Source organism: Pseudomonas sp. L5B5, assembly GCF_020520285.1.
Classification (GTDB): domain Bacteria; phylum Pseudomonadota; class Gammaproteobacteria; order Pseudomonadales; family Pseudomonadaceae; genus Aquipseudomonas.
On record NZ_CP084742.1, the window covers coordinates 3,398,600 to 3,416,365 of the forward strand.

Here is a 17,766-nt window from a genome sequence, read left to right on the forward strand (position 1 = left end):
CTTCGGCAGCAGCTACAAGATGCCAAGTAGTTTGCAGGAATGAAAAATCCGGCCGAAGCCGGATTTTTTTTGGCATCACTGCATCCAGGGCGGAGGCGGTGGCTCTTCGGACTTGCCCGGCGGCGCATCATCCGCCGCTCGCACTGCCTGGCGGCGTTCCTCGTCCAGGCGCGCCGCTTCGATCTCGCGGATCACGCTGCCGACATCCGCCAGCTCTTCAGGATCGTCGAACTCGCCAGTCAGCACGCTGCCCGGATGCAAGGTGCCGGCCTCGTACAGGGCCCACATTTCCTTGGCATATCGGGTGCGCTTGAGCTCGGGGGCAAAGCGCCCGAAGTATCCAGCCATGTTGCCGACATCGCGTTCCAGCATGCTGAAGGCGTGGTTGTTGCCGGCCGCATCCACCGCCTGGGGCAGGTCGATGATCACCGGGCCGTCCGGCGTCAGCAGCACGTTGAACTCGGACAGGTCACCGTGCACCAGGCCGGTACACAACATCAGCACGATCTGGGAAATCAGGAAGGCGTGATATTCCCGGGCCTGGTCCGGCTCCAGCATCACATCGTTCAGACGCGGCGCCGCATCGCCGTACTCGTCGGCCACCAGCTCCATCAGCAGCACGCCTTCGAGGAAGTCGAACGGCTTGGGCACCCGTACCCCGGCATTGGCCAGGCGGAACAGGGCCGCCACTTCGGCGTTCTGCCAGGCGTCCTCGGTCTCCTTGCGACCGAACTTGGAGCCCTTGGCCATGGCCCGCGCCTGACGGCTGTTACGGACCTTGCGACCTTCCTGATACTCCGCCGCCTGACGGAAACTGCGTTTGTTCGCCTCCTTGTAGACCTTGGCGCAACGTAGCTCGTTGCCGCAGCGCACCACATACACAGCTGCCTCTTTACCACTCATGAGTGGGCGCAGCACCTCGTCTACCAAACCGTCTTCGATCAGCGGTTCAATGCGTTTTGGAGTCTTCATCAGCTTTTATTGTGGGTCCCTTGTTACCAAACACGCGAAAGTCTCTCGTTATACGGCAATCCTCCCACGACGGGAAAGGGCTGCCGACCACCGAGCGACAGCAATGCACTCAATGTGCCAGATCCATCCATCGACACCGCCGAAGATCCTGGCCGAGACGCCGCCGGCAACCGTCCATCGGCGACGGTCCGGCACCGCCCTCCCCGCTCCCACGCAGGCCTGCTCCCGGCAAGTTTTTTTTGCGCCGACGGCTCAATATTGCGCAGCGCCAGCCGAAGCCCTCAGAGAGACAGGGAGTTTGTCCGACAATCCAATAAAGACGTCAGCCGCTGGCCAAGGTTCGATCGCCGCCTGCTCGACTTCACTCTCAGGGATGCAACTGGCTTCATCTTTCAAGCTGCCCATAAATCCGCGAGTCGCCTGCACTTCGTGGTCTTACAAAAAACTGGAGCGCGGATGAACATCAAACAGAAACTCACCTGGGCCTTTGCCGTCATCGCCTGCCTGCCCGTGGTCCTGGTAGCCACGCTGGTGGTGATCAACCTGCGCAGCGATGCCGAGGATGGCTTCGTTGACGGTAGCGGTCGCGAGATCCGCCAAGTGGCCAACGCCATGCAACTGTTCTTCGAAGGCATCAGCCAGAACATCGATTACCTGGCGGCTCAACCCTTGATCACCCAGGCCGGCGACAACCTCAAGACCTGGATGAGCGCCGAGGCCGCGAAGGCTCCGGAAGGCGAGCAGGACAAACGAATCTTCGAGCTGTTCGCCGCCATGGCCGCCAGCCATCCCGCCTACTCCTACGTGTCCTATGGCGTCAGCAACGGCGGTTACGTCTCCTGGCCCGCCGACCTGAAGCTGGCCAACTACGACCCGCGCGTACGCCCCTGGTACAAGACCGCCCAGGCCAACCCGGGCAAGACCCTGCGTACCGAGGCCTATTACTGGGCCAGTGACGATGCGGTGCTGGTCAGCACCGTGCGCTCCCTGGCCAACCAGCTGGGCCCACAAGGCGGCGTGGTCGCGGTCGACGTGTCGCTCAAGCAGCTCACCGAGATCGTCAAGCAGATCAAGCTCGGCGAATCCGGCTACCTGATGCTGCTGGAGAACAACGGCACGGTGCTGGTGGACCCCAAGCAGCCGGAACACAACTTCAAGGCCCTGGGCAGTCTCGGCGGCGGCTACGAGCAATTGGCCAAGGCCGGCAAGGGCCTGGTGCAAGTGGAGCTGGGCGGTGAGCGCTACATGGCCAACGTCTGGCCCTCCGAGCAACTGGGCTGGACCTTCATCGGGCTGATCAAGCAGGACGAAGTCATGGGCGCGGCCACCCAGCTGACCTGGATCATCGCCGGGATCGCCGGGATCCTGGCGGTGCTGTTCGCGGTAGTAGGGGCAAGTTTCGCCAGCCTCATCGTACGGCCGATCCGCGGTGTGGCCAGTGGCCTGGAAGGCATTGCCCAGGGCGAAGGCGATCTGACCCGCAGCCTGAACATCCGTGGCAACGACGAAACCGCGCAACTGGCCAACTGGTTCAACCAGTTCCTCGCGGCCATCCGCAACCTGATCCAGAACATCGGCCAGGCGGCGCAGAAGATCCTCGCCACCTCCCATACCTCGACCCAGGTCTCCACCGACATGGCCGAAGCCGCCGGGCGCCAGCGCGAAGCCGTGGACATGGTGTCCACCGCCTTCCACGAAATGGTCGCCACCGCCAACGAAGTCGCCCGCTCCTGCAGCCAGGCCGCCGAGTCGGCGGACAGTGGCCAGCGCCAGGCCCGGGAAGGCCAGCAGCAAATCGACGATGCAGTACACAGCGTCGACCGCCTGAGCCAGGAAATCGAACAGTCGGCGCAGTCGATGCAGCAGTTGGAGCGCGACAGCACCGATATCCAGTCGATCCTGGGCACCATTCGCTCGATCGCCGAGCAGACCAACCTGCTGGCCTTGAATGCCGCCATCGAGGCCGCCCGGGCCGGTGAGCAGGGTCGCGGTTTTGCCGTGGTGGCCGACGAGGTGCGGGCCCTGGCCAAGCGCACCGCCGACTCCACCGCAGAGATCGACGGGCTGCTGGGCAACCTGGCCAAGCGCACCAGCGCCGTGACCCAGCAGATGCACGCCAGCCTGGAGGTGTCCCAGCAGTCGGTTAACCGCATCGGCCTGGCGCGCAACAGCTTCGGGCAGATCCGCGAATCGGTGGACGTGATCCGCGACATGAACACCCAGATCGCCACGGCCGCCGAGGAGCAGCATCAGGTGGCGGAGGACATCAACCGACACATCAGCCAGATCCATGGCGATGCGCAACTGGTGGCGGAACTGGCCAACTCCGCCCGCCTGGACTCCCAGAGCCTGGCCGGACTGTCCAACGAGCTGGACGCCCTGGTGCGGCGCTTCAGGACCTGACGCCCGGAGGCGAGGGAGCCTGCTCCCTCGCCAGCGTCACACGCTCAGCGCTCGATGATCGCCGTGACACCCTGCCCGCCCGCCGCACAGATGGAAATCAGCCCGCGCCCCTGCCCCGCCACGCTCAGCAGCTTCGCCAGGTTGGCGACGATGCGCCCGCCAGTGGCGGCAAACGGGTGCCCCGCCGCCAGGGAACTGCCTTTGACGTTGAGCCTGGCGCGATCGATGCTGCCCAGGGGCGCCTCCAGCCCCAGGCGTGACTTGCAGTACTCCGGGTCCTGCCAGGCCTTGAGAGTACACAGCACCTGGGCGGCAAAGGCTTCGTGGATCTCGTAGTAGTCGAAATCCTGCAGGCTCAAGCCATTGCGCGCCAGCAGTCGCGGCACAGCGTATGCCGGGGCCATCAGCAGGCCCTCGGCACCATGGACGAAATCCACCGCCGCCGCCTCGCCATCGCGCAGGTAGGCCAGGATCGGCAGGTCGCGCGCCCGGGCCCACTCTTCACTGCCCAGCAGCACCAGGGAGGCACCATCGGTCAAGGGCGTCGAGTTGCCCGCCGTGAGAGTGCCCTGGCCGCTGCGGTCGAAGGCCGGCTTGAGGCTGGCGAGTTTCTCCAGGGTCAGGTCCGGGCGCAGGTTGTTGTCTCGGGTCAGGTCGAGAAAAGGCGTGAGTAGATCGTCCTGCCAGCCCTCGGCGTAGGCGGCGGCCATCTTCTGATGGCTTTCCAGGGCCAGTTGGTCCTGTTCGGCACGCGGGATGCTCCAGGTCTTGGCCATCTGCTCGCAGTGTTCGCCCATGGACAAGCCGGTGCGCGGCTCGCCATTGCGCGGCAGTTCCGGCTTGAGGTGGTGGGGCCGCAGTTGCAGCAGGGTCTTGAGCTTGTCGCCAGTGCTCCTGGCGCGGTTGGCCTGCAACAGGATCTTGCGCAGCCCCTCGTTGACCCCGATCGGCGCATCCGACGTGGTATCGACACCCCCGGCGATACCGCAGTCGATCTGCCCCAGGGCGATCTTGTTGGCCACCAGCAGCACGGCCTCCAGGCCCGTGCCACAGGCTTGCTGGATGTCATAGGCCGGGGTGGTCGGCGAGAGCCGCGAGCCGAGCACGCACTCACGGGTCAGGTTGAAATCCCGGGAATGCTTGAGCACCGCTCCGGCCGCCACCTCGCCCATCCGCAGCCCATGCAGGTGGTAGCGTTCGATCAGGCCCTCCAGAGCGGCGGTGAGCATGGCCTGGTTGCTGGCCGTGGCGTAGGGGCCGTTGGAGCGGGCAAAGGGGATGCGGTTACCGCCGATGATCGCGACGCGACGCAGTTGTGTCATGGAAAGCTCCCTGTTCTGTGAATGCGGCTGCGGTGAGTACCTGCCCCCTCCAGCGTAGGGTTTCTTCGCGTGCTTGCCTGGAACGGCTGGGGGAGAGCCACTGATCGAACGACCCGGGGCCATTCGTGGTCCACACTTTGAACCCCAGCCTGCGGAGTGCGTTCCATGTCTGACCGTTATATCGACTTCGCCCAATCGACCATCGGCCAGCGCCTGGTCTCAAGCCTCGGCCTGCCCTCGCCTGCGCGCCTGGAGCGTTGGCAGGCTGGTCGCCTGCGGCCCGTCGAGGGCGCCTTGCTGATCGGTGGTGGCCCACTGGCCCGGCAAGTGGCGGACCTGGCACCGCGCTTGACCGATGCGATCTACAGCTATGGCAGCGACCCGACCCTGGCCAGCCCCTGGATTCCCGGCCACGGCCCCCGACTCAAGGCCGTGGTGTTCGACGCCAGCGAGCTGCTGTGCACCGAGCAGCTCAAGCAATTGCGCGAATTCTTCCAGCCGTTGCTGAAGAACCTGGCACCCAGCGCTCACCTGGTGATACTGGGTCGCCCGCCGCAAGAGCTCGACTCTCCCTTCGCCGCCAGCGCCCAGCAAGCCCTGGAAGGCTTCAGCCGTTCGCTGGCCAAGGAGCTGCGCCAAGGCGCCACGCTGCAACTGCTGTATGTCGCGACTGGAGCCGAAGACCAGCTGGAGGGCGCACTGCGCTTTTTCCTGTCACCCAGGAGCGCCTTCGTTTCCGGACAGGTGCTCCACCTGCAACCCTGTGCCTCCCAGGTTCCGGACTGGAGCCGGCCACTGGCCGGGCGCAAGGCCCTGGTCACCGGTGCCGCGCGCGGGATCGGCGCGGCCATCGCCGAGACCCTGGCCCGGGACGGTGCCCAGGTCCTGCTGCTCGACGTCCCCCAGGCCAGGGCCGACCTGGAAGCCCTGGCCGCGCGCCTCGGCGGACAAGCCATCAGCCTGGATATCTGCGCCGCAGACGCAGCGCCCCAGTTGCTCGAGCAACTGCCCCAGGGCATCGACATCCTGGTGCACAACGCCGGCATCACCCGGGACAAGACCCTGGCCAACATGACGCCGGAATTCTGGGACGCGGTACTGGCGGTCAACCTCCAGGCCCCGCAGGTGCTGACCCAGGCATTGCTCGATGGCCAGCGCCTGCATGAACACGGTCGGGTGATCCTGCTGGCCTCCATCAGCGGCATCGCCGGCAACCGGGGGCAAACCAACTACGCCGCCAGCAAGGCCGGGCTGATCGGCCTGGCCAAGGCCTGGGCTGCGCAGTTGAAGGCGCGGGATATCAGCATCAACGCCGTGGCTCCGGGCTTCATCGAGACCCGCATGACAGCCAGCATCCCCTTCGCCCTGCGCGAAGCCGGACGCCGCATGAGCTCCCTGGGCCAGGGCGGCCTGCCCCAGGACGTCGCCGAGGCGGTGGCCTGGCTCGCCCAGCCGGGCAGCGGCGCGGTCAGTGGGCAGGTCTTGCGGGTCTGCGGTCAAAGTGTCCTGGGAGCGTGAAGATGACAGCGCAATGGCATGAACTGAACATCCCCTCGCCCCTGCCGACGCTGTTCCTCAAGGCCGCACTGCGACGCAAGGTCAACGGCACGCAACTGCCCGAACCGGGGCTGCGCTGCTGGATCAGCATCGACCCCGGACAGCTGGCGGCCTACCGCACGGTCTGCGGTTTTACCGACAATGGCCTGCTGCCTGCCACCTATCCCCACGTGCTGGCGTTTCCCCTGCAGATGCAGTTGCTGACCGCCAGCGACTTCCCCTTTCCCTTGCTGGGGCTGGTCCACCTGAGCAACCACATTCGTGTGCTGCGGCCCCTGGGCAATCTGAGCAGCGTGCGGGTCGGGGTCCGGGTGGACAACCTGCAACCCCACGCCAAGGGCGCGACTTTCGACCTGGTGACCAGCATCGACGATCTGCTCGGGCCGCTCTGGGAAGCCCGCAGCGAGATGCTCTGCCGGGGTGTCAAGCTGCCAGAAGCCGCGCAGCCTGCCATGCCTGCCAGCCAAGAGCCGGGCGATAGTCTGGGACAGGTAGCCCAATGGCGGGCGGAGAGCGACATTGGCCGGCGTTATGCCAGGGTGTCGGGCGACTACAACCCCATCCACCTGAGCGCCTGGAGTGCGCGGCTGTTCGGTTTTCCCCAGGCCATCGCCCATGGGTTGTGGACCAAGGCCCGGGCCCTGGCAGCCCTGGAGCAGCACCTGCCCACGGCAAACATGCAGGTCACGGTGCGCTTCAGCAAACCGGTGCTGCTACCCGGCGAGCTAAGACTGCTGGCCAGCGCCGCCGGCGCCAGCGGTGAATTGCAGCTGTTGGGCAAGGGTGAGTTGCTGCATGTGCAAGGCAGCTGGGAACCAGTCGCCTGAGCAGCGTCAGCCGCGGCGAATCAACAGCACCCCGAGGACGATCAGCAGCAGTCCGGCCATCTTGCCCAGGCTGATCGGGGCCTCCCGAAAACCCGCCCAGCCGAAGTGGTCCAGCATCAGGGCCATGCCCAACTGACCGGCCAGCACCAGCGTCATGAACAGCAAGGCACCAATGCGCGGCCCGGCGAACGCCGCGACGGTGATGAAAAAAGCCCCCATCAGGCCGCCGCACCAATGCCACCAGGTCAGCCCCTTGAAGGCACTCAGCGTGGGTATCTCTCGTTGTGCCACCACCAGCACCAGCAAGGCCATGGTTCCGACAAAAAAGGAAATCATCGCCGCCACCAGCACACTGCCGACCTGCTTGGCCAACTGGCCATTGATCCCGGCTTGCAGGGCAATCAGGGCACCGGCAAAAAATGGCAGGCACAGCAGCCACCAGACTGGATTCACCATCACAAGCTCCTGGAAAATTTCGGGCGCGCAGTATAGGCCAGTGCCCAGCCGGACAACTACGAAACTTGCGGTCAAGAGTCGGGGGCACCGGCCCTCGGCCCATTCCTGCCGACCCTGTTAATTGTATGTATATAACTTTCGTCGAAGCCACCCGGGACAGCTTTCGACAACTCTATTAGTCGCTGTTTTAGATAGACTTTCTTAAAAACCCAGACTATCGATCAATACTTTAAGACTATTCATTTATAGGCATCAGGCCGTCTGAGAATAAGTCATTAATACCAAGATCATAATTGTTCAAAGTTACCTTCGCGCCTTTCATGTGGACAACGGACGACGACATTTCCAGCGATAGAACTGGAGAGCCATCGGAAACAACAAACGTTGTAACAGGTGCAAGGAACAACTCTCATGAACACTCATAACGGATGGAAAACACTGACGGCCCTGACCATGATCCTGACCCTCAGCCTGGCCGGCTGCAGCGGAGGTGGCGGCGGCCACAAGAGTGGCGATAGCAGTTCTTCAGCCCCTGCCACCGACAGCGGCGGCACCGATGGTGGCACTGGCGGAACCGGTGGCGGTACGGGCGGTGGCACTGGTGGAACAGGTGGTGGCACCGGCGGTACGGGTGGCGGCACTGGCGGTACGGGCGGTGGCACCGGTGGAACAGGTGGCGGCACTGGCGGTACGGGCGGTGGCACCGGCGGAACAGGTGGCGGCACCGGTGGTACGGGTGGTGGCACCGGTGGAACAGGCGGTACAGGTGGAACCGGAGGCACTGGCGGCACTGGCACTCCCCTGACCACCAGCAGCCTGGTCTCCGACCTGGGCACCACCGTCAGCGGCGTTGGCAACGGCGTCAGTGGCCTGGGCGACTCCTTGAGTGGCACTCCCGTGGTCGGCGGCATCGTGCAGAGCGCCGTCAATACCACCGGCAATGTAGTGGACACCGTGGGCGATGGCCTGACCGGTGGCCTTGGCAAGCTGGGCACCGATCCCAAGGCCCTGAGCAAGACCACCGCCACCGTTGGCAATGTGGTCAGCGATGTGGGCGATGGGGTCACCGACCTCAGCGGCAAACTGGCTACCACCACCCAGAGCGTGCCGGTAGTCGGCGGCGTGGTCACCCGCGTCGCCCCGGTACTGGGCGGTGTCGGAACCCGGGTAACCATGCTCGGCAACACCCTGAGCACCGCTACCAGCAGCGGGCCGCTGGGAACCCTGACCGACAACGTGGGCAACAAGGTCCTGGTGCCGGTGGTCAGCATGGCCGAAGGCCTGACCGGCAAGGTCGGCAGTGCCACGGGCCTGGGTACTCCAGTCAAGGGCCTGCTCAATGGCGTGGCCCAGGCAGTGGATGGTGTCGGCGACAAGGTCAGTGGTACCGGCAGTGGCAGCCCGGTGACCAGCCTGCTGGGTAATGCCCTGAACAACACCGGCACCACCGTGGGCACCGCTGGCGGCTACCTGTCGGTCTCCGGCAACGGTACCGGTAGCGGCGGCACGGGCGGTACCGGCGGCGCGGGGCTCAACAACGGCCTGCTGGAAACCGTGGGCGGTGCAGTGGCCAACCTGAGTAACGGCCTGAACGCTGGCAACACCAATGGCACCGTCAGTGCCGGCGGCGTCACCGGCGCCTCCGCCGGCGGCCTGGTGGCCTCGGTTGGCGGAGCGCTGGGTGGCAGCGGTACACCCAACCTGGTGGTCACCGCACCTCTGGCCAGTGTCGGCGCCAGCGTCGGCTCGGCGCTCAATCCGGTCACCTCGGCGGTCACCGGCCTGACTCAGCAAGTTGGCGCAGCCACCGGCACCGGGGCCCCCGTGAGCGGCCTGCTGAACCAGGTGGGCGGCGCGGTGAGCAACGTCGGCACCAGCATCGCCGGCGCCACCGGCACCGGCCAGGTCGGCAGCGCACTGGGTGGCACACTGAACGCGGTGGGCGGCACCGTGGCCTCGGTGGGTGGCCTGGTCAACGGCGGCACCGCTCCCAGCGGCGGCCTGCTGGGCGGCCTGAATGTCGGAGCCTCCGCCAGCGGCAGCGCTTCGACCGGAACCACTGGCGGCGGCCTGGGTGGCGTGGTGGGAGGCCTGACCGGCGCCCTGGGCGGCACTCGATAATTTGCACCTGGCCGATTAGACGGCCCTACCTACAGCGCCTACGCTTGGTTGAAGGCGAGAGATTCAAATGGGTCTCTCGCCTTTTTGTTCATCCAGAGCACGACATTCCTGCGCCGGATCCAGGGCCCGCTCCCGACGGCTGCCAGGCATGAGCAGTCTTGGCATCACCGCAATTCGACCATGGAGTGTCCTATGCGCACGTTGGCCAGCTTGTTGTTACTCGGGTGCTGCACCAGCGCCTACGCCGACTCCCTGCCCCGCTTCCTCAACAACAACGACAGCATCAACAACCTGCCGACCCCCAACCTGCCGGTGGACGCCTACCGCCCGGTGACCCCGAAACTGCAACTCCCCGAAGAACCCGCCACGCCCAAGGGCCAGCAACCGCTGACGATGGGCACCCAGGTCACCGTGCGCCAGTTGCAGATCGAAGGTGGCACGGTCTATCCCCTGGAAGAACTGGCGGCCATCTACCAGCCGCTGATCGGTCGCCAGGTCAGCTTCAGCCAACTGATCGAAGCCACGCGCAGCATCACCCAACGCTACCAGGACGACGGCTACCTGCTGTCCTATGCATTCATACCCCAGCAACCCTTCGACCAGGGCACCCTGCGGGTGGTGCTGGTGGAAGGTTATATCCGCGACTACCAGTTGCAGGGCGAGATCGGCCCGGTGTCGGCCTACCTGGACAAGCTGGTGGCCAAGCTCAAGGCCGAGCGTCCCCTGACCCGCAAGACCTTCGAGCGCTACACCACGCTGATGAGCCGGGTACCCGGAGTGACGCTGCAAGCCGTGGTACCGCCGCCAGGCACCACCGACGGCGCGACTGGGCTGGTAGCCGTGGCCAGCCGCAAACCCATCACCACCACCCTCAACAGCACCCAGGACAACCGCAATGGCATGCAGGCGCTGGTGGGCATCACCAGCAATTCGCAGACCGCCTGGGGCGAGCAACTGACCCTCAGCGGGCTGTTCCCGCCCGGACGGGACAAGGAGCACTACTACCGCCTGGACTACAACCAGTTGCTCGGTTCCGAAGGCACCCAACTGAGCCTGTACGGCGCGCGCTACCGTGCCGATCCCCATAGCAACGTGCGCCTGAGCAACGGCCTGGAACTGGAGCCCCACCGCGAGAACGACCGATTTTCCATTGGTGTCAGCCACCCCTTCATTGCCTCGCCCAATGAGATGCTCACGGCCGGCACGCGTCTGTATGCGGTGAACGACAAGACCCACTACCAAGTGAAGGGCCTGCCGTTGAGCGTGGAGGAAAAGACCGATATCCGCGCCCTGGCGCTGGAAGGCGACTGGAGCAAGTCCGACCAGCGTCAGTTGCGCATCCTCAGCGCCGGCCTGTATCGGGGCCTGGACAGCATGGGTGCCAAGACCAACAACACTCTCTACGACCTGGACTTCTTCCGCGTGCGCCTGGCCGGCGTGCAGAGCAACCGCTTCCTCGACAACTGGCAGGGTGTGCTGTCCGGGGCCCTGTACTGGAGCCGCGACAACCTTCCGGACAGCGAACGGGCAAGCTTTGGCGGCCAGAACTTCGCCCGTGGCTACCCCGATGACCAGACCACGGGCGACAAGGGCTGGGGCGTGGCCTATGAGCTGAACTACAGCTTCAACCGCGAAGGTCCCTGGGTCAAAGTGCTCCAGCCCTACGTGGTGCTCGATCGCTCGAAGACCTGGTTCAACGAACTGCCAGTCAAGGGCAGCAGCCTGTCTTCGGCGGCCGTCGGCCTGCGCTTTGGCGACAGCAAGCACTACAACATCGCCCTGGAAGCCGCCAAACCCATGTCCGACGAAGCCCTGGACACCTACAACCGCCGACCGCGCTACAGCCTGAGCTTCAGCTATCAACTCTGACCGAACAGTTGCGTGACTTGTGGCCCGCTAGCGCGCAACGCCAGTCCGTTAATAAGATTGTAGGAGCGAGGCTTGCCCGCGATGGAGTTGAGAGCGCTGCGTCTATCCAGTCAGTATGCGCGGCCACTCACGATCATCGCGAGCAATCGAGCGTCGACCGGCTGTTCCTACAGGGGATCACCCCGCTCAACTGACCGGCATTACCCGCGACCGCGGGCTTTTTTTGCCTGCTGTCCAGGTCGCGGGCACGCCGACGACCCGGCAATCCGGGACGCTGGGCAAGCGCAGCGATCAGGGGCCGACGACTTGCAGGCGAGGCTGGGGAAACAGGTTGTTGAGGGTTTCCAGCAGTCGCACGTGGTAGATCGGCTTGCGGAACAGGTCCAGGACCTGCAGGCGCAGCAGGTCGCTGACGTCGTCCATGTCGGCATGCCCCGACATGACAATGACCGGCAGGTGCTGGCGTGCGGTGTGCTCGCGCAGGCGCTTGATCAGCGACAGGCCACTCTCCTCCGGCATGCGCAGGTCAGTGATGACCAGCGCAATGTCCGGATGGCGGGTGAGATGATCCAGGGCCAGCTTCACCGAGGTGGCGGTAAAGCAACTGAAGCCCTCGCCTTCCAGCAACTCGGCGAGCTCCATCAGCGCATCTTCTTCATCATCCACGAGAAGCAGTTGCTGGCGTGGGGTGGAGGGAGTGTTCATGAACCTTACCTTGATCGGTCTGTCAGGTGGCCTTCACTGCGGGTGCAGTAGCAGGCCTCAAGGTGCGGGACGGGCAACCGCGGCACCTCCCATGGCAACAAGAATGTTGTTGAAGATTGCCAGGACCCGGTCACCCATCGGGGTGACGAACACCACCGCGACCACGGCGACCATGGCCACCACGATCGCGTACTCGATGGCCGAGGCACCCTCGGTCCGGGCCAGCAACAGTCGAGCGCGAAGCAACAGATATTCAAACAGCATCAGGCACCTCCGTCAGGGGTCGCGAGACTAATCAGCCATGCAGTTGCTCGTCGGTTCACGGAACGGGACGAGCGACAGCAGCGCCTCCCAGAGCGATCAGCACGTTGTTGAAAATAGCAAGCACCCGGTTACCCATCGGGGTCACGAACGCCACCGCGATCACGGCGACCATCGCCACCACGATCGCGTACTCGATGGCCGATGCGCCTTCGGTACGGTCAAAAAACAGGCGCGCCCTGAGCAACAAATAATGAAGGATCATCCTAGCTCTCCTTTGCGCCAGACGGCGCCGATGGAACCGCACCGGACTTATTTCCCCGGCGCCATTTGAGCATTGTCAACAAAACAGGGGCCAGCAACTGTAAGAACGGATTAATCACTAAGTGCTAGTTGGAAGGTGAGCGCCAAAAAACCATACGGTGTTGGGAACCCTCTACTTTTGTTAGCTATTTTTGGCTCAGGTAATGGCATTTCGTCCTAGCTCAACTACCTTCACATAGCGAAATAGTTGCATGTTCATAGCTGCCTGATTGCGAATTGACTCGTTTGGAATCACGGGCTGGTAGTGCAGCAGGAAAGGGAGAGCCCTCATGAACAGTCGCGTCACCATGGGCCTGGCAGGACTTCTACTGGTGGGTGCGGTGTTTTTCGGTTACTGGGGGCTGGTGCTCAGCCGCCAACCCGAACCCACACCCGTATCAGCGCCCCCGACAACGGCCAGTGTCGTCCAGCAGACCGCTACCACCGCCGAAGACCAGACCCGCCAGCCGGTGGTGGTCCTGGTACACGACGTACCACCATTCGTGCCCCTGGTCGCCAGCGATCTGGCGCTGGAAAAACTGCGCACGGCTCCTGCCGGCAGTCTCAGCGCCATCAGCCAGGCCGTGGGTCGCACTCCGTGGCGGCCGTTGAACGCCGGGACCTGGCTCAACGAGCAGAGTTTCGCCACGGGCGGGGCCCTGGCCCGGATGATCCACAGCGACGAACGAGCGCTGGCGGTGGCCGTCGACGAGGTGATCGGCGCAGCCGGCCAGCTGAGTCCCGGCGACTATGTGGATGTGCTGCTGTTCCTGCGCCAGGATGCTGCCAACCCGCAGCAGTCGGCGCAGATTGCCGTGCCCGCGATGCGCATACTCGCCGTGGGCGACCAACTGGGGCTGACCAACGACGGCCAGCCTGCGACCCCCACCCTGAGCAACGACGAGCGTCTCAAGCAGGACCAGCGCCGGATCAACGCCCGGACCGTGGTCCTGGCGGTGCCCGAACAACTGCTGAGCCGGATGATGCTGGCCACCCAGGTCGGCGTACTGCGCCTGGCGGTGCGCAGCAGCGAGGAACAGCGCCTGGCCCAATACTGGGCCGGCAACGAGGACGCGATCGATCACCTGGATGCCGCCAACAGCAGCCTGTTCCAGTTCACCCAGCTGGCCCTGGGCAGTGCTGCGCGCAGTCCTGCCGCCCAGGGCGCAGCGCCGCGGCCGGCGGTGGAGGTGATCCGTGGCAACCAGGTCACCCAACAAACCCCCTGATTGAGCAAGGATGCAATACATGCGCAGTCGTTCCACACCGACCTGTACCGCACTGCTGGCCCTGTGTCTGGGCCCCTTGCTCTGGCACCCGGCCCTGGCCGCCCCCGCAACGGGCTGCTCGGGCCTGGCCCCACTGCCTGCCGTGCTGGAAGTCGGCGAGGGCCTGCAACAGCAACTGCAGTCCCCGGTGGCGATCACCCGGCTGGCAGTGGGCGACCCGAAGATCGCCGACGTCCAGGCCACCGGCAACCAGGGTTTCCTGCTCACCGGCATGGGGCCGGGAGCCACCAGCCTGATGGTGTGGACCGCCTGCTCCAGCACTCCGCGCCAGAGCATGGTGTTCGTCCAGGGACGGGCCAGTGCCGAGATGCACGCCACCCGCGTAGCGACCGGCGAAGATCCCTTGCTGCCCAGCCAGGTGCAGACCGACATCCGCTTTGTCGAAGTCAGCCGGACCAAGCTCAAGGAGGCCAGCGTCTCGCTCTTCGGCCGTGGCCACAACTTCCTGATCGGCTCGCCGGGAACCGCCCCGGCCACCGGCGGCACTTCCGACAGCAGCACCCCGACCTTTGGTGGCCGGCGCAGCAACATCCCCCTGAACAACGGCTCGTTCAACATCGGCTTCGGCAACGGCCGGGTGCTGACCCTGATCAATGCGCTGGAAGGCAGCGGCTTCGCCTACACCCTGGCCCGCCCATCGCTGGTGGCCCTCAGCGGCCAGAGCGCGAGCTTCCTGGCCGGTGGTGAAATCCCCATCCCGGTGCCCAGCACCGGCAGTAACAGCGTGACCATCGAGTACAAGGAGTTCGGCATCCGCCTGACCCTGACACCGACCATCGTCGACAGCGGGCGCATCTCGCTGAAGGTGGCACCCGAGGTCAGCGAACTGGACTACAGCAACGCCGTGGAAATCGCCGGCACCAGGGTGCCGGCCCTGACCATCCGGCGCACCGACACCAGCATTTCCCTGGCCGATGGCGAGAGCTTCGTCATCAGTGGCCTGATCAGCAGCCGCAACAGCTCCCAGGTGAACAAGTTCCCGGGGCTGGGGGACGTGCCGGTGCTCGGAGCCTTCTTTCGCGACAACTCCATCAGCCGTGAAGAACGCGAACTGCTGATGGTGGTCACCCCGCACCTGGTCCAGCCCCTGGCGGTCGATGCCAAGCTGCCGGCCCTGCCTGGCGAACGCCTGCGCCAATACGACCCGAACTTCTATCGCATGTTCTTCCTCGAGAACGGCAACTTCGACAAGCGCAGTGGGTTGTCGCAATGAACCAGAACCCGAACCAGAACCTGAGCCAGACCTTCCTGGCCATTACCCGCAACAGCACCGACCTGGAGTGGCTGCAAGGCGCCCTGGCCCCCCTGGGCCAGGTGGTGGGAGCCGACGGCAGCCTGGACGAGTTGCTGGCGCTGGTGGACGTGACCTTCGCCAACCTGGTGTTCGTCGGCCTGGACCGCGAACACGTGGTGGCCCAGGCAGCGCTGATCGAAGGTGCCCTGGAGGCCAAGCCGATGCTGGCGATCGTCGCCCTGGGCGACGGCATGGACAACCAGTTGGTGCTCAATGCCATGCGCGCCGGAGCCCGGGATTTCGTCGCCTACGGCTCACGCTCCAGCGAAGTCGCCGGGCTGGTCCGGCGCCTGAGCAAGCGCCTGCCGGCAGTGACGCCCAGTACCCAGCTGGGCGGCCTGACCGTGCTCTATGGTGCCCAGGGCGACGGCGACGGCGCACTGCTGGCCGGGCACCTGGCGCTAGTGGTGCAAAAGAGCGGCCAGCAGACCCTGCTGCTGGACCTGGGCCTGCCCCGGGGCGACAGCCTGGCCCTGCTCGGCCTGGAGAGTTCGTTCCACTTCGGCGATGCCCTGCGCCACTTGCGGCGCCTGGACGCCACCCTGATCGACAGCGCCTTCACCAGCGCCGAGGCCGGCCTGCGCATTCTCGCCTACGCCAGCCACGACGAGCCCCTGGAACACACCAGCGCGGCAGAGCTGTACATGCTGCTCAGCGCCCTGCGCCAGCACTTCCAGCACATCGTGGTGAACCTGGTCGGGCAACCGGACAGCGAGGCCCTGCGCACCTTCGTCAGCCACTGCGACAAGTTGCTGTGGTGCACCGACCAGAACGTGCTGGATTGCCGACGCAACCTCGAAGTGCTCAACCATTGGCGGGAAAAGGGCATGAAGCTCGAACACGCGCGCCTGCTGGTGGACCGCTACCTGCGCGCCGTCGCCCCGGACTCCGACACCCTAGGCAAGACCTTCGGCCTGGAGGTGATCGCCGTACTGAACTACAGCCCCGAGCTGCGCCTGAACGCCAAGAACCAGGGCGTCACCCTGTTCGAACTGGCCCCGCGCGAACCCCTGACCCAAGGCTTGCGAACCCTGGGCGAACGCCTGGCCAAGCGCTCCGAAGGCCTGCCCCAGCCCAAGGCTGGCTGGCTTAACCGGATCATGGGGGGCCGATGAGCGGCGAAAAACTCTTTGGTGCGTCAAATCGCGCCAGCACCGGCAACAGTGACCACGAAGGCCTGAAGCTGGTCCTGCATCGCTACATCATCGATGCCATCGAGGAGTCGGGAAAGAACCTGCTGGAAAGCTCGCGACAGAACCTGTCGCAGTTCGTCACCGACAAGGTGGCCGAATACATCGCGCGCATGCACCTGGCCATTTCCCGCTACGAGATGGAGCGCCTGGCGGAAGAAATCGTCGATGAACTGACCGGCTTCGGCCCCCTGGAAGTGCTGCTGCGCGACCCGGCGGTGACCGAGATCCTGGTCAACGGTCCGCATCGGGTCTTTGTCGAGCGCGACGGCGTGCTGCACCAGAGCGATCTGCGCTTCATCGATGCCCACCACGTGGAGCGGGTCATGCAGCGTATTCTCGCGCCACTGGGGCGACGGCTCGACGAGTCCTCGCCGATGGTCGATGCGCGCCTGCCGGACGGCAGCCGGGTCAACGCGATCATCCCGCCCATCGCCCTGGATGGGCCTTGCCTGTCGATCCGCAAGTTTCGCAAGGACATGCTCAAGAGCAGCGACCTGATCGTCATGCAGACCATCGACCTGGCGATCTTCGACTTCCTCCAGGACGCGGTGGGCAAGCGCTGCAACATTCTCATCAGCGGCGGCACCGGCACCGGCAAGACCACCTTGCTGAACATCCTCAGCCAGCTGATCAACCCCCACGAACGCCTGGTGACCATCGAGGACGTGGCCGAGCTGCAACTGGGCCATCCGCACGTGGTGCGCCTGGAAACCCGTCCGCCGAACGCCGAGGGCCATGGCGAGGTCAAGGCCAGCGACCTGATCCGCAACGCCCTGCGGATGCGCCCCGACCGGATCATCCTCGGCGAGATCCGCGGCGTGGAGGTGCTGGACGTCCTGACAGCGATGAACACCGGCCACGATGGATCGATGAGTACGGTGCATGCCAACAACGCCCAGGACGCCCTGCTGCGCCTGGAGACCCTGGTGGGCCTGACCGGCCGCCATGTGGCCGAGCGCACCCTGCGGCAGATGATCTGCGCGGCCCTGGATGTGGTGATCCAGCTCAGCCGCCTGCCCGACGGCCGCCGTTGCGTCAGCGAAGTGGTGGAAGTGGTGGGCATTCGCGACGACATCTACGTCACCAATACCCTGTTCCGCCTCGATCGCCGCACCGGCTTCGGTTTCCTGCGCGAAGCGCTCAATCCGGCCGGCGACAAGCTGCGCCGGGAAGTCGGGCTGGGCCTCAATTGAA

At 65.0% G+C, this 17,766-nt stretch carries 15 protein-coding genes and 1 pseudogene; 10 read left to right on the forward strand and 6 right to left on the reverse strand.

Annotated elements, in window-relative coordinates:
* Nucleotides 1–75: 75 nt before the first annotated feature.
* The gene (locus LGQ10_RS15595; RefSeq protein ID WP_226526058.1) at nt 76–972 is read right to left on the reverse strand and encodes a PA4780 family RIO1-like protein kinase; all 897 of its coding nucleotides are present in this window, start codon (nt 970–972) and stop codon (nt 76–78) included.
* A gap of 612 nt (nt 973–1,584) precedes the next feature.
* Here LGQ10_RS15595 and LGQ10_RS31555 point away from each other — a divergent pair.
* Nucleotides 1,585–2,517: pseudogene (locus tag LGQ10_RS31555) on the forward strand (cache domain-containing protein); the annotation flags it as partial.
* A gap of 129 nt (nt 2,518–2,646) precedes the next feature.
* Nucleotides 2,647–3,375 carry a methyl-accepting chemotaxis protein gene (locus tag LGQ10_RS31560; protein WP_413247624.1) on the forward strand — a complete coding sequence of 243 codons (729 nt, stop codon included), beginning with the start codon at nt 2,647–2,649 and terminating at the stop codon, nt 3,373–3,375.
* A 44-nt stretch (nt 3,376–3,419) separates the two neighbouring features.
* Here LGQ10_RS31560 and LGQ10_RS15605 read toward each other — a convergent pair whose 3' ends face one another.
* Entirely contained in the window at nt 3,420–4,697 is a 1,278-nt protein-coding gene (locus LGQ10_RS15605; RefSeq protein ID WP_226526059.1) for an acetyl-CoA C-acetyltransferase, read from the reverse strand.
* A 165-nt stretch (nt 4,698–4,862) separates the two neighbouring features.
* Here LGQ10_RS15605 and LGQ10_RS15610 point away from each other — a divergent pair, with 165 nt between their 5' ends.
* Together LGQ10_RS15610 and LGQ10_RS15615 are read left to right on the forward strand one after the other, a co-directional pair.
* Nucleotides 4,863–6,215, forward strand: a complete 1,353-nt coding sequence (locus LGQ10_RS15610; RefSeq protein WP_058438510.1) for a 3-oxoacyl-ACP reductase — start codon at nt 4,863–4,865, stop codon at nt 6,213–6,215.
* A 2-nt stretch (nt 6,216–6,217) separates the two neighbouring features.
* A complete protein-coding gene (locus tag LGQ10_RS15615) occupies nt 6,218–7,081 on the forward strand; it encodes a MaoC/PaaZ C-terminal domain-containing protein (protein WP_226526060.1) in 864 nt (287 codons plus the stop codon).
* Nucleotides 7,082–7,087: 6 nt separating this feature from the next.
* Here LGQ10_RS15615 and LGQ10_RS15620 read toward each other — a convergent pair whose 3' ends face one another.
* Nucleotides 7,088–7,537 (reverse strand): DMT family transporter, encoded by a 450-nt coding sequence (locus tag LGQ10_RS15620; RefSeq protein ID WP_226526061.1) that lies wholly within the window; start codon nt 7,535–7,537, stop codon nt 7,088–7,090.
* Nucleotides 7,538–7,948: 411 nt separating this feature from the next.
* Between LGQ10_RS15620 and LGQ10_RS15625 the strand changes: the two genes are divergently transcribed.
* Nucleotides 7,949–9,658: a collagen-like triple helix repeat-containing protein gene (locus LGQ10_RS15625; RefSeq protein WP_226522488.1), complete on the forward strand. Its 1,710-nt coding sequence runs from the start codon at nt 7,949–7,951 to the stop codon at nt 9,656–9,658.
* Nucleotides 9,659–9,850: 192 nt separating this feature from the next.
* Nucleotides 9,851–11,527, forward strand: a complete 1,677-nt coding sequence (locus LGQ10_RS15630) for a ShlB/FhaC/HecB family hemolysin secretion/activation protein (protein WP_226522489.1) — start codon at nt 9,851–9,853, stop codon at nt 11,525–11,527.
* 291 nt (nt 11,528–11,818) lie between these two features.
* Here the strand turns inward: LGQ10_RS15630 and LGQ10_RS15635 are convergent, their stop codons facing one another.
* From LGQ10_RS15635 to LGQ10_RS15645, 3 genes are read right to left on the reverse strand one after another with little or no spacing between them, the layout of a single operon-like run.
* Complete coding sequence (locus tag LGQ10_RS15635; RefSeq protein ID WP_226522490.1) at nt 11,819–12,232, reverse strand: response regulator; 414 nt, start codon at nt 12,230–12,232, stop codon at nt 11,819–11,821.
* 57 nt (nt 12,233–12,289) lie between these two features.
* Nucleotides 12,290–12,496 carry a Flp family type IVb pilin gene (locus LGQ10_RS15640; protein ID WP_058433254.1) on the reverse strand — a complete coding sequence of 69 codons (207 nt, stop codon included), beginning with the start codon at nt 12,494–12,496 and terminating at the stop codon, nt 12,290–12,292.
* A 55-nt stretch (nt 12,497–12,551) separates the two neighbouring features.
* On the reverse strand, nt 12,552–12,758 hold the full coding sequence (locus tag LGQ10_RS15645) for a Flp family type IVb pilin (RefSeq protein ID WP_058433255.1): 207 nt from the start codon (nt 12,756–12,758) through the stop codon (nt 12,552–12,554).
* 328 nt (nt 12,759–13,086) lie between these two features.
* Here LGQ10_RS15645 and cpaB point away from each other — a divergent pair, with 328 nt between their 5' ends.
* Genes cpaB through LGQ10_RS15665 form a run of 4 tightly spaced genes read left to right on the forward strand, consistent with a single transcriptional unit; the run spans nt 13,087 to nt 17,765 of the window.
* The gene (cpaB, locus tag LGQ10_RS15650) at nt 13,087–14,025 is read left to right on the forward strand and encodes a Flp pilus assembly protein CpaB (protein WP_226522491.1); all 939 of its coding nucleotides are present in this window, start codon (nt 13,087–13,089) and stop codon (nt 14,023–14,025) included.
* Between the two features lie 19 nt (nt 14,026–14,044).
* The gene (locus LGQ10_RS15655) at nt 14,045–15,298 is read left to right on the forward strand and encodes a type II and III secretion system protein family protein (RefSeq protein ID WP_226522492.1); all 1,254 of its coding nucleotides are present in this window, start codon (nt 14,045–14,047) and stop codon (nt 15,296–15,298) included.
* Nucleotides 15,295–16,494 carry an AAA family ATPase gene (locus LGQ10_RS15660; protein ID WP_226522493.1) on the forward strand — a complete coding sequence of 400 codons (1,200 nt, stop codon included), beginning with the start codon at nt 15,295–15,297 and terminating at the stop codon, nt 16,492–16,494. Before LGQ10_RS15655 ends, LGQ10_RS15660 begins: the two co-directional genes overlap by 4 nt.
* Nucleotides 16,491–17,765, forward strand: coding sequence for a CpaF family protein (locus LGQ10_RS15665; protein WP_226522494.1), 1,275 nt, complete (start codon nt 16,491–16,493; stop codon nt 17,763–17,765). Before LGQ10_RS15660 ends, LGQ10_RS15665 begins: the two co-directional genes overlap by 4 nt.
* The last annotated feature ends 1 nt before the right edge of the window (nt 17,766 follow it).

Excerpts from the sequence above, each read along its gene's own strand:
- LGQ10_RS15595 (WP_226526058.1), bottom strand. The coding sequence starts at position 972 with ATGAAGACTCCAAAACGCATTGAACCGCTGATCGAAGACGGTTTGGTA.
- LGQ10_RS31560 (WP_413247624.1), top strand. The coding sequence starts at position 2,647 with ATGGTGTCCACCGCCTTCCACGAAATGGTCGCCACCGCCAACGAAGTC.
- LGQ10_RS15605 (WP_226526059.1), bottom strand. The coding sequence starts at position 4,697 with ATGACACAACTGCGTCGCGTCGCGATCATCGGCGGTAACCGCATCCCC.
- LGQ10_RS15610 (WP_058438510.1), top strand. The coding sequence starts at position 4,863 with ATGTCTGACCGTTATATCGACTTCGCCCAATCGACCATCGGCCAGCGC.
- LGQ10_RS15615 (WP_226526060.1), top strand. The coding sequence starts at position 6,218 with ATGACAGCGCAATGGCATGAACTGAACATCCCCTCGCCCCTGCCGACG.
- LGQ10_RS15620 (WP_226526061.1), bottom strand. The coding sequence starts at position 7,537 with ATGGTGAATCCAGTCTGGTGGCTGCTGTGCCTGCCATTTTTTGCCGGT.
- LGQ10_RS15625 (WP_226522488.1), top strand. The coding sequence starts at position 7,949 with ATGAACACTCATAACGGATGGAAAACACTGACGGCCCTGACCATGATC.
- LGQ10_RS15630 (WP_226522489.1), top strand. The coding sequence starts at position 9,851 with ATGCGCACGTTGGCCAGCTTGTTGTTACTCGGGTGCTGCACCAGCGCC.
- LGQ10_RS15635 (WP_226522490.1), bottom strand. The coding sequence starts at position 12,232 with ATGAACACTCCCTCCACCCCACGCCAGCAACTGCTTCTCGTGGATGAT.
- LGQ10_RS15640 (WP_058433254.1), bottom strand. The coding sequence starts at position 12,496 with ATGCTGTTTGAATATCTGTTGCTTCGCGCTCGACTGTTGCTGGCCCGG.
- LGQ10_RS15645 (WP_058433255.1), bottom strand. The coding sequence starts at position 12,758 with ATGATCCTTCATTATTTGTTGCTCAGGGCGCGCCTGTTTTTTGACCGT.
- cpaB (WP_226522491.1), top strand. The coding sequence starts at position 13,087 with ATGAACAGTCGCGTCACCATGGGCCTGGCAGGACTTCTACTGGTGGGT.
- LGQ10_RS15655 (WP_226522492.1), top strand. The coding sequence starts at position 14,045 with ATGCGCAGTCGTTCCACACCGACCTGTACCGCACTGCTGGCCCTGTGT.
- LGQ10_RS15660 (WP_226522493.1), top strand. The coding sequence starts at position 15,295 with ATGAACCAGAACCCGAACCAGAACCTGAGCCAGACCTTCCTGGCCATT.
- LGQ10_RS15665 (WP_226522494.1), top strand. The coding sequence starts at position 16,491 with ATGAGCGGCGAAAAACTCTTTGGTGCGTCAAATCGCGCCAGCACCGGC.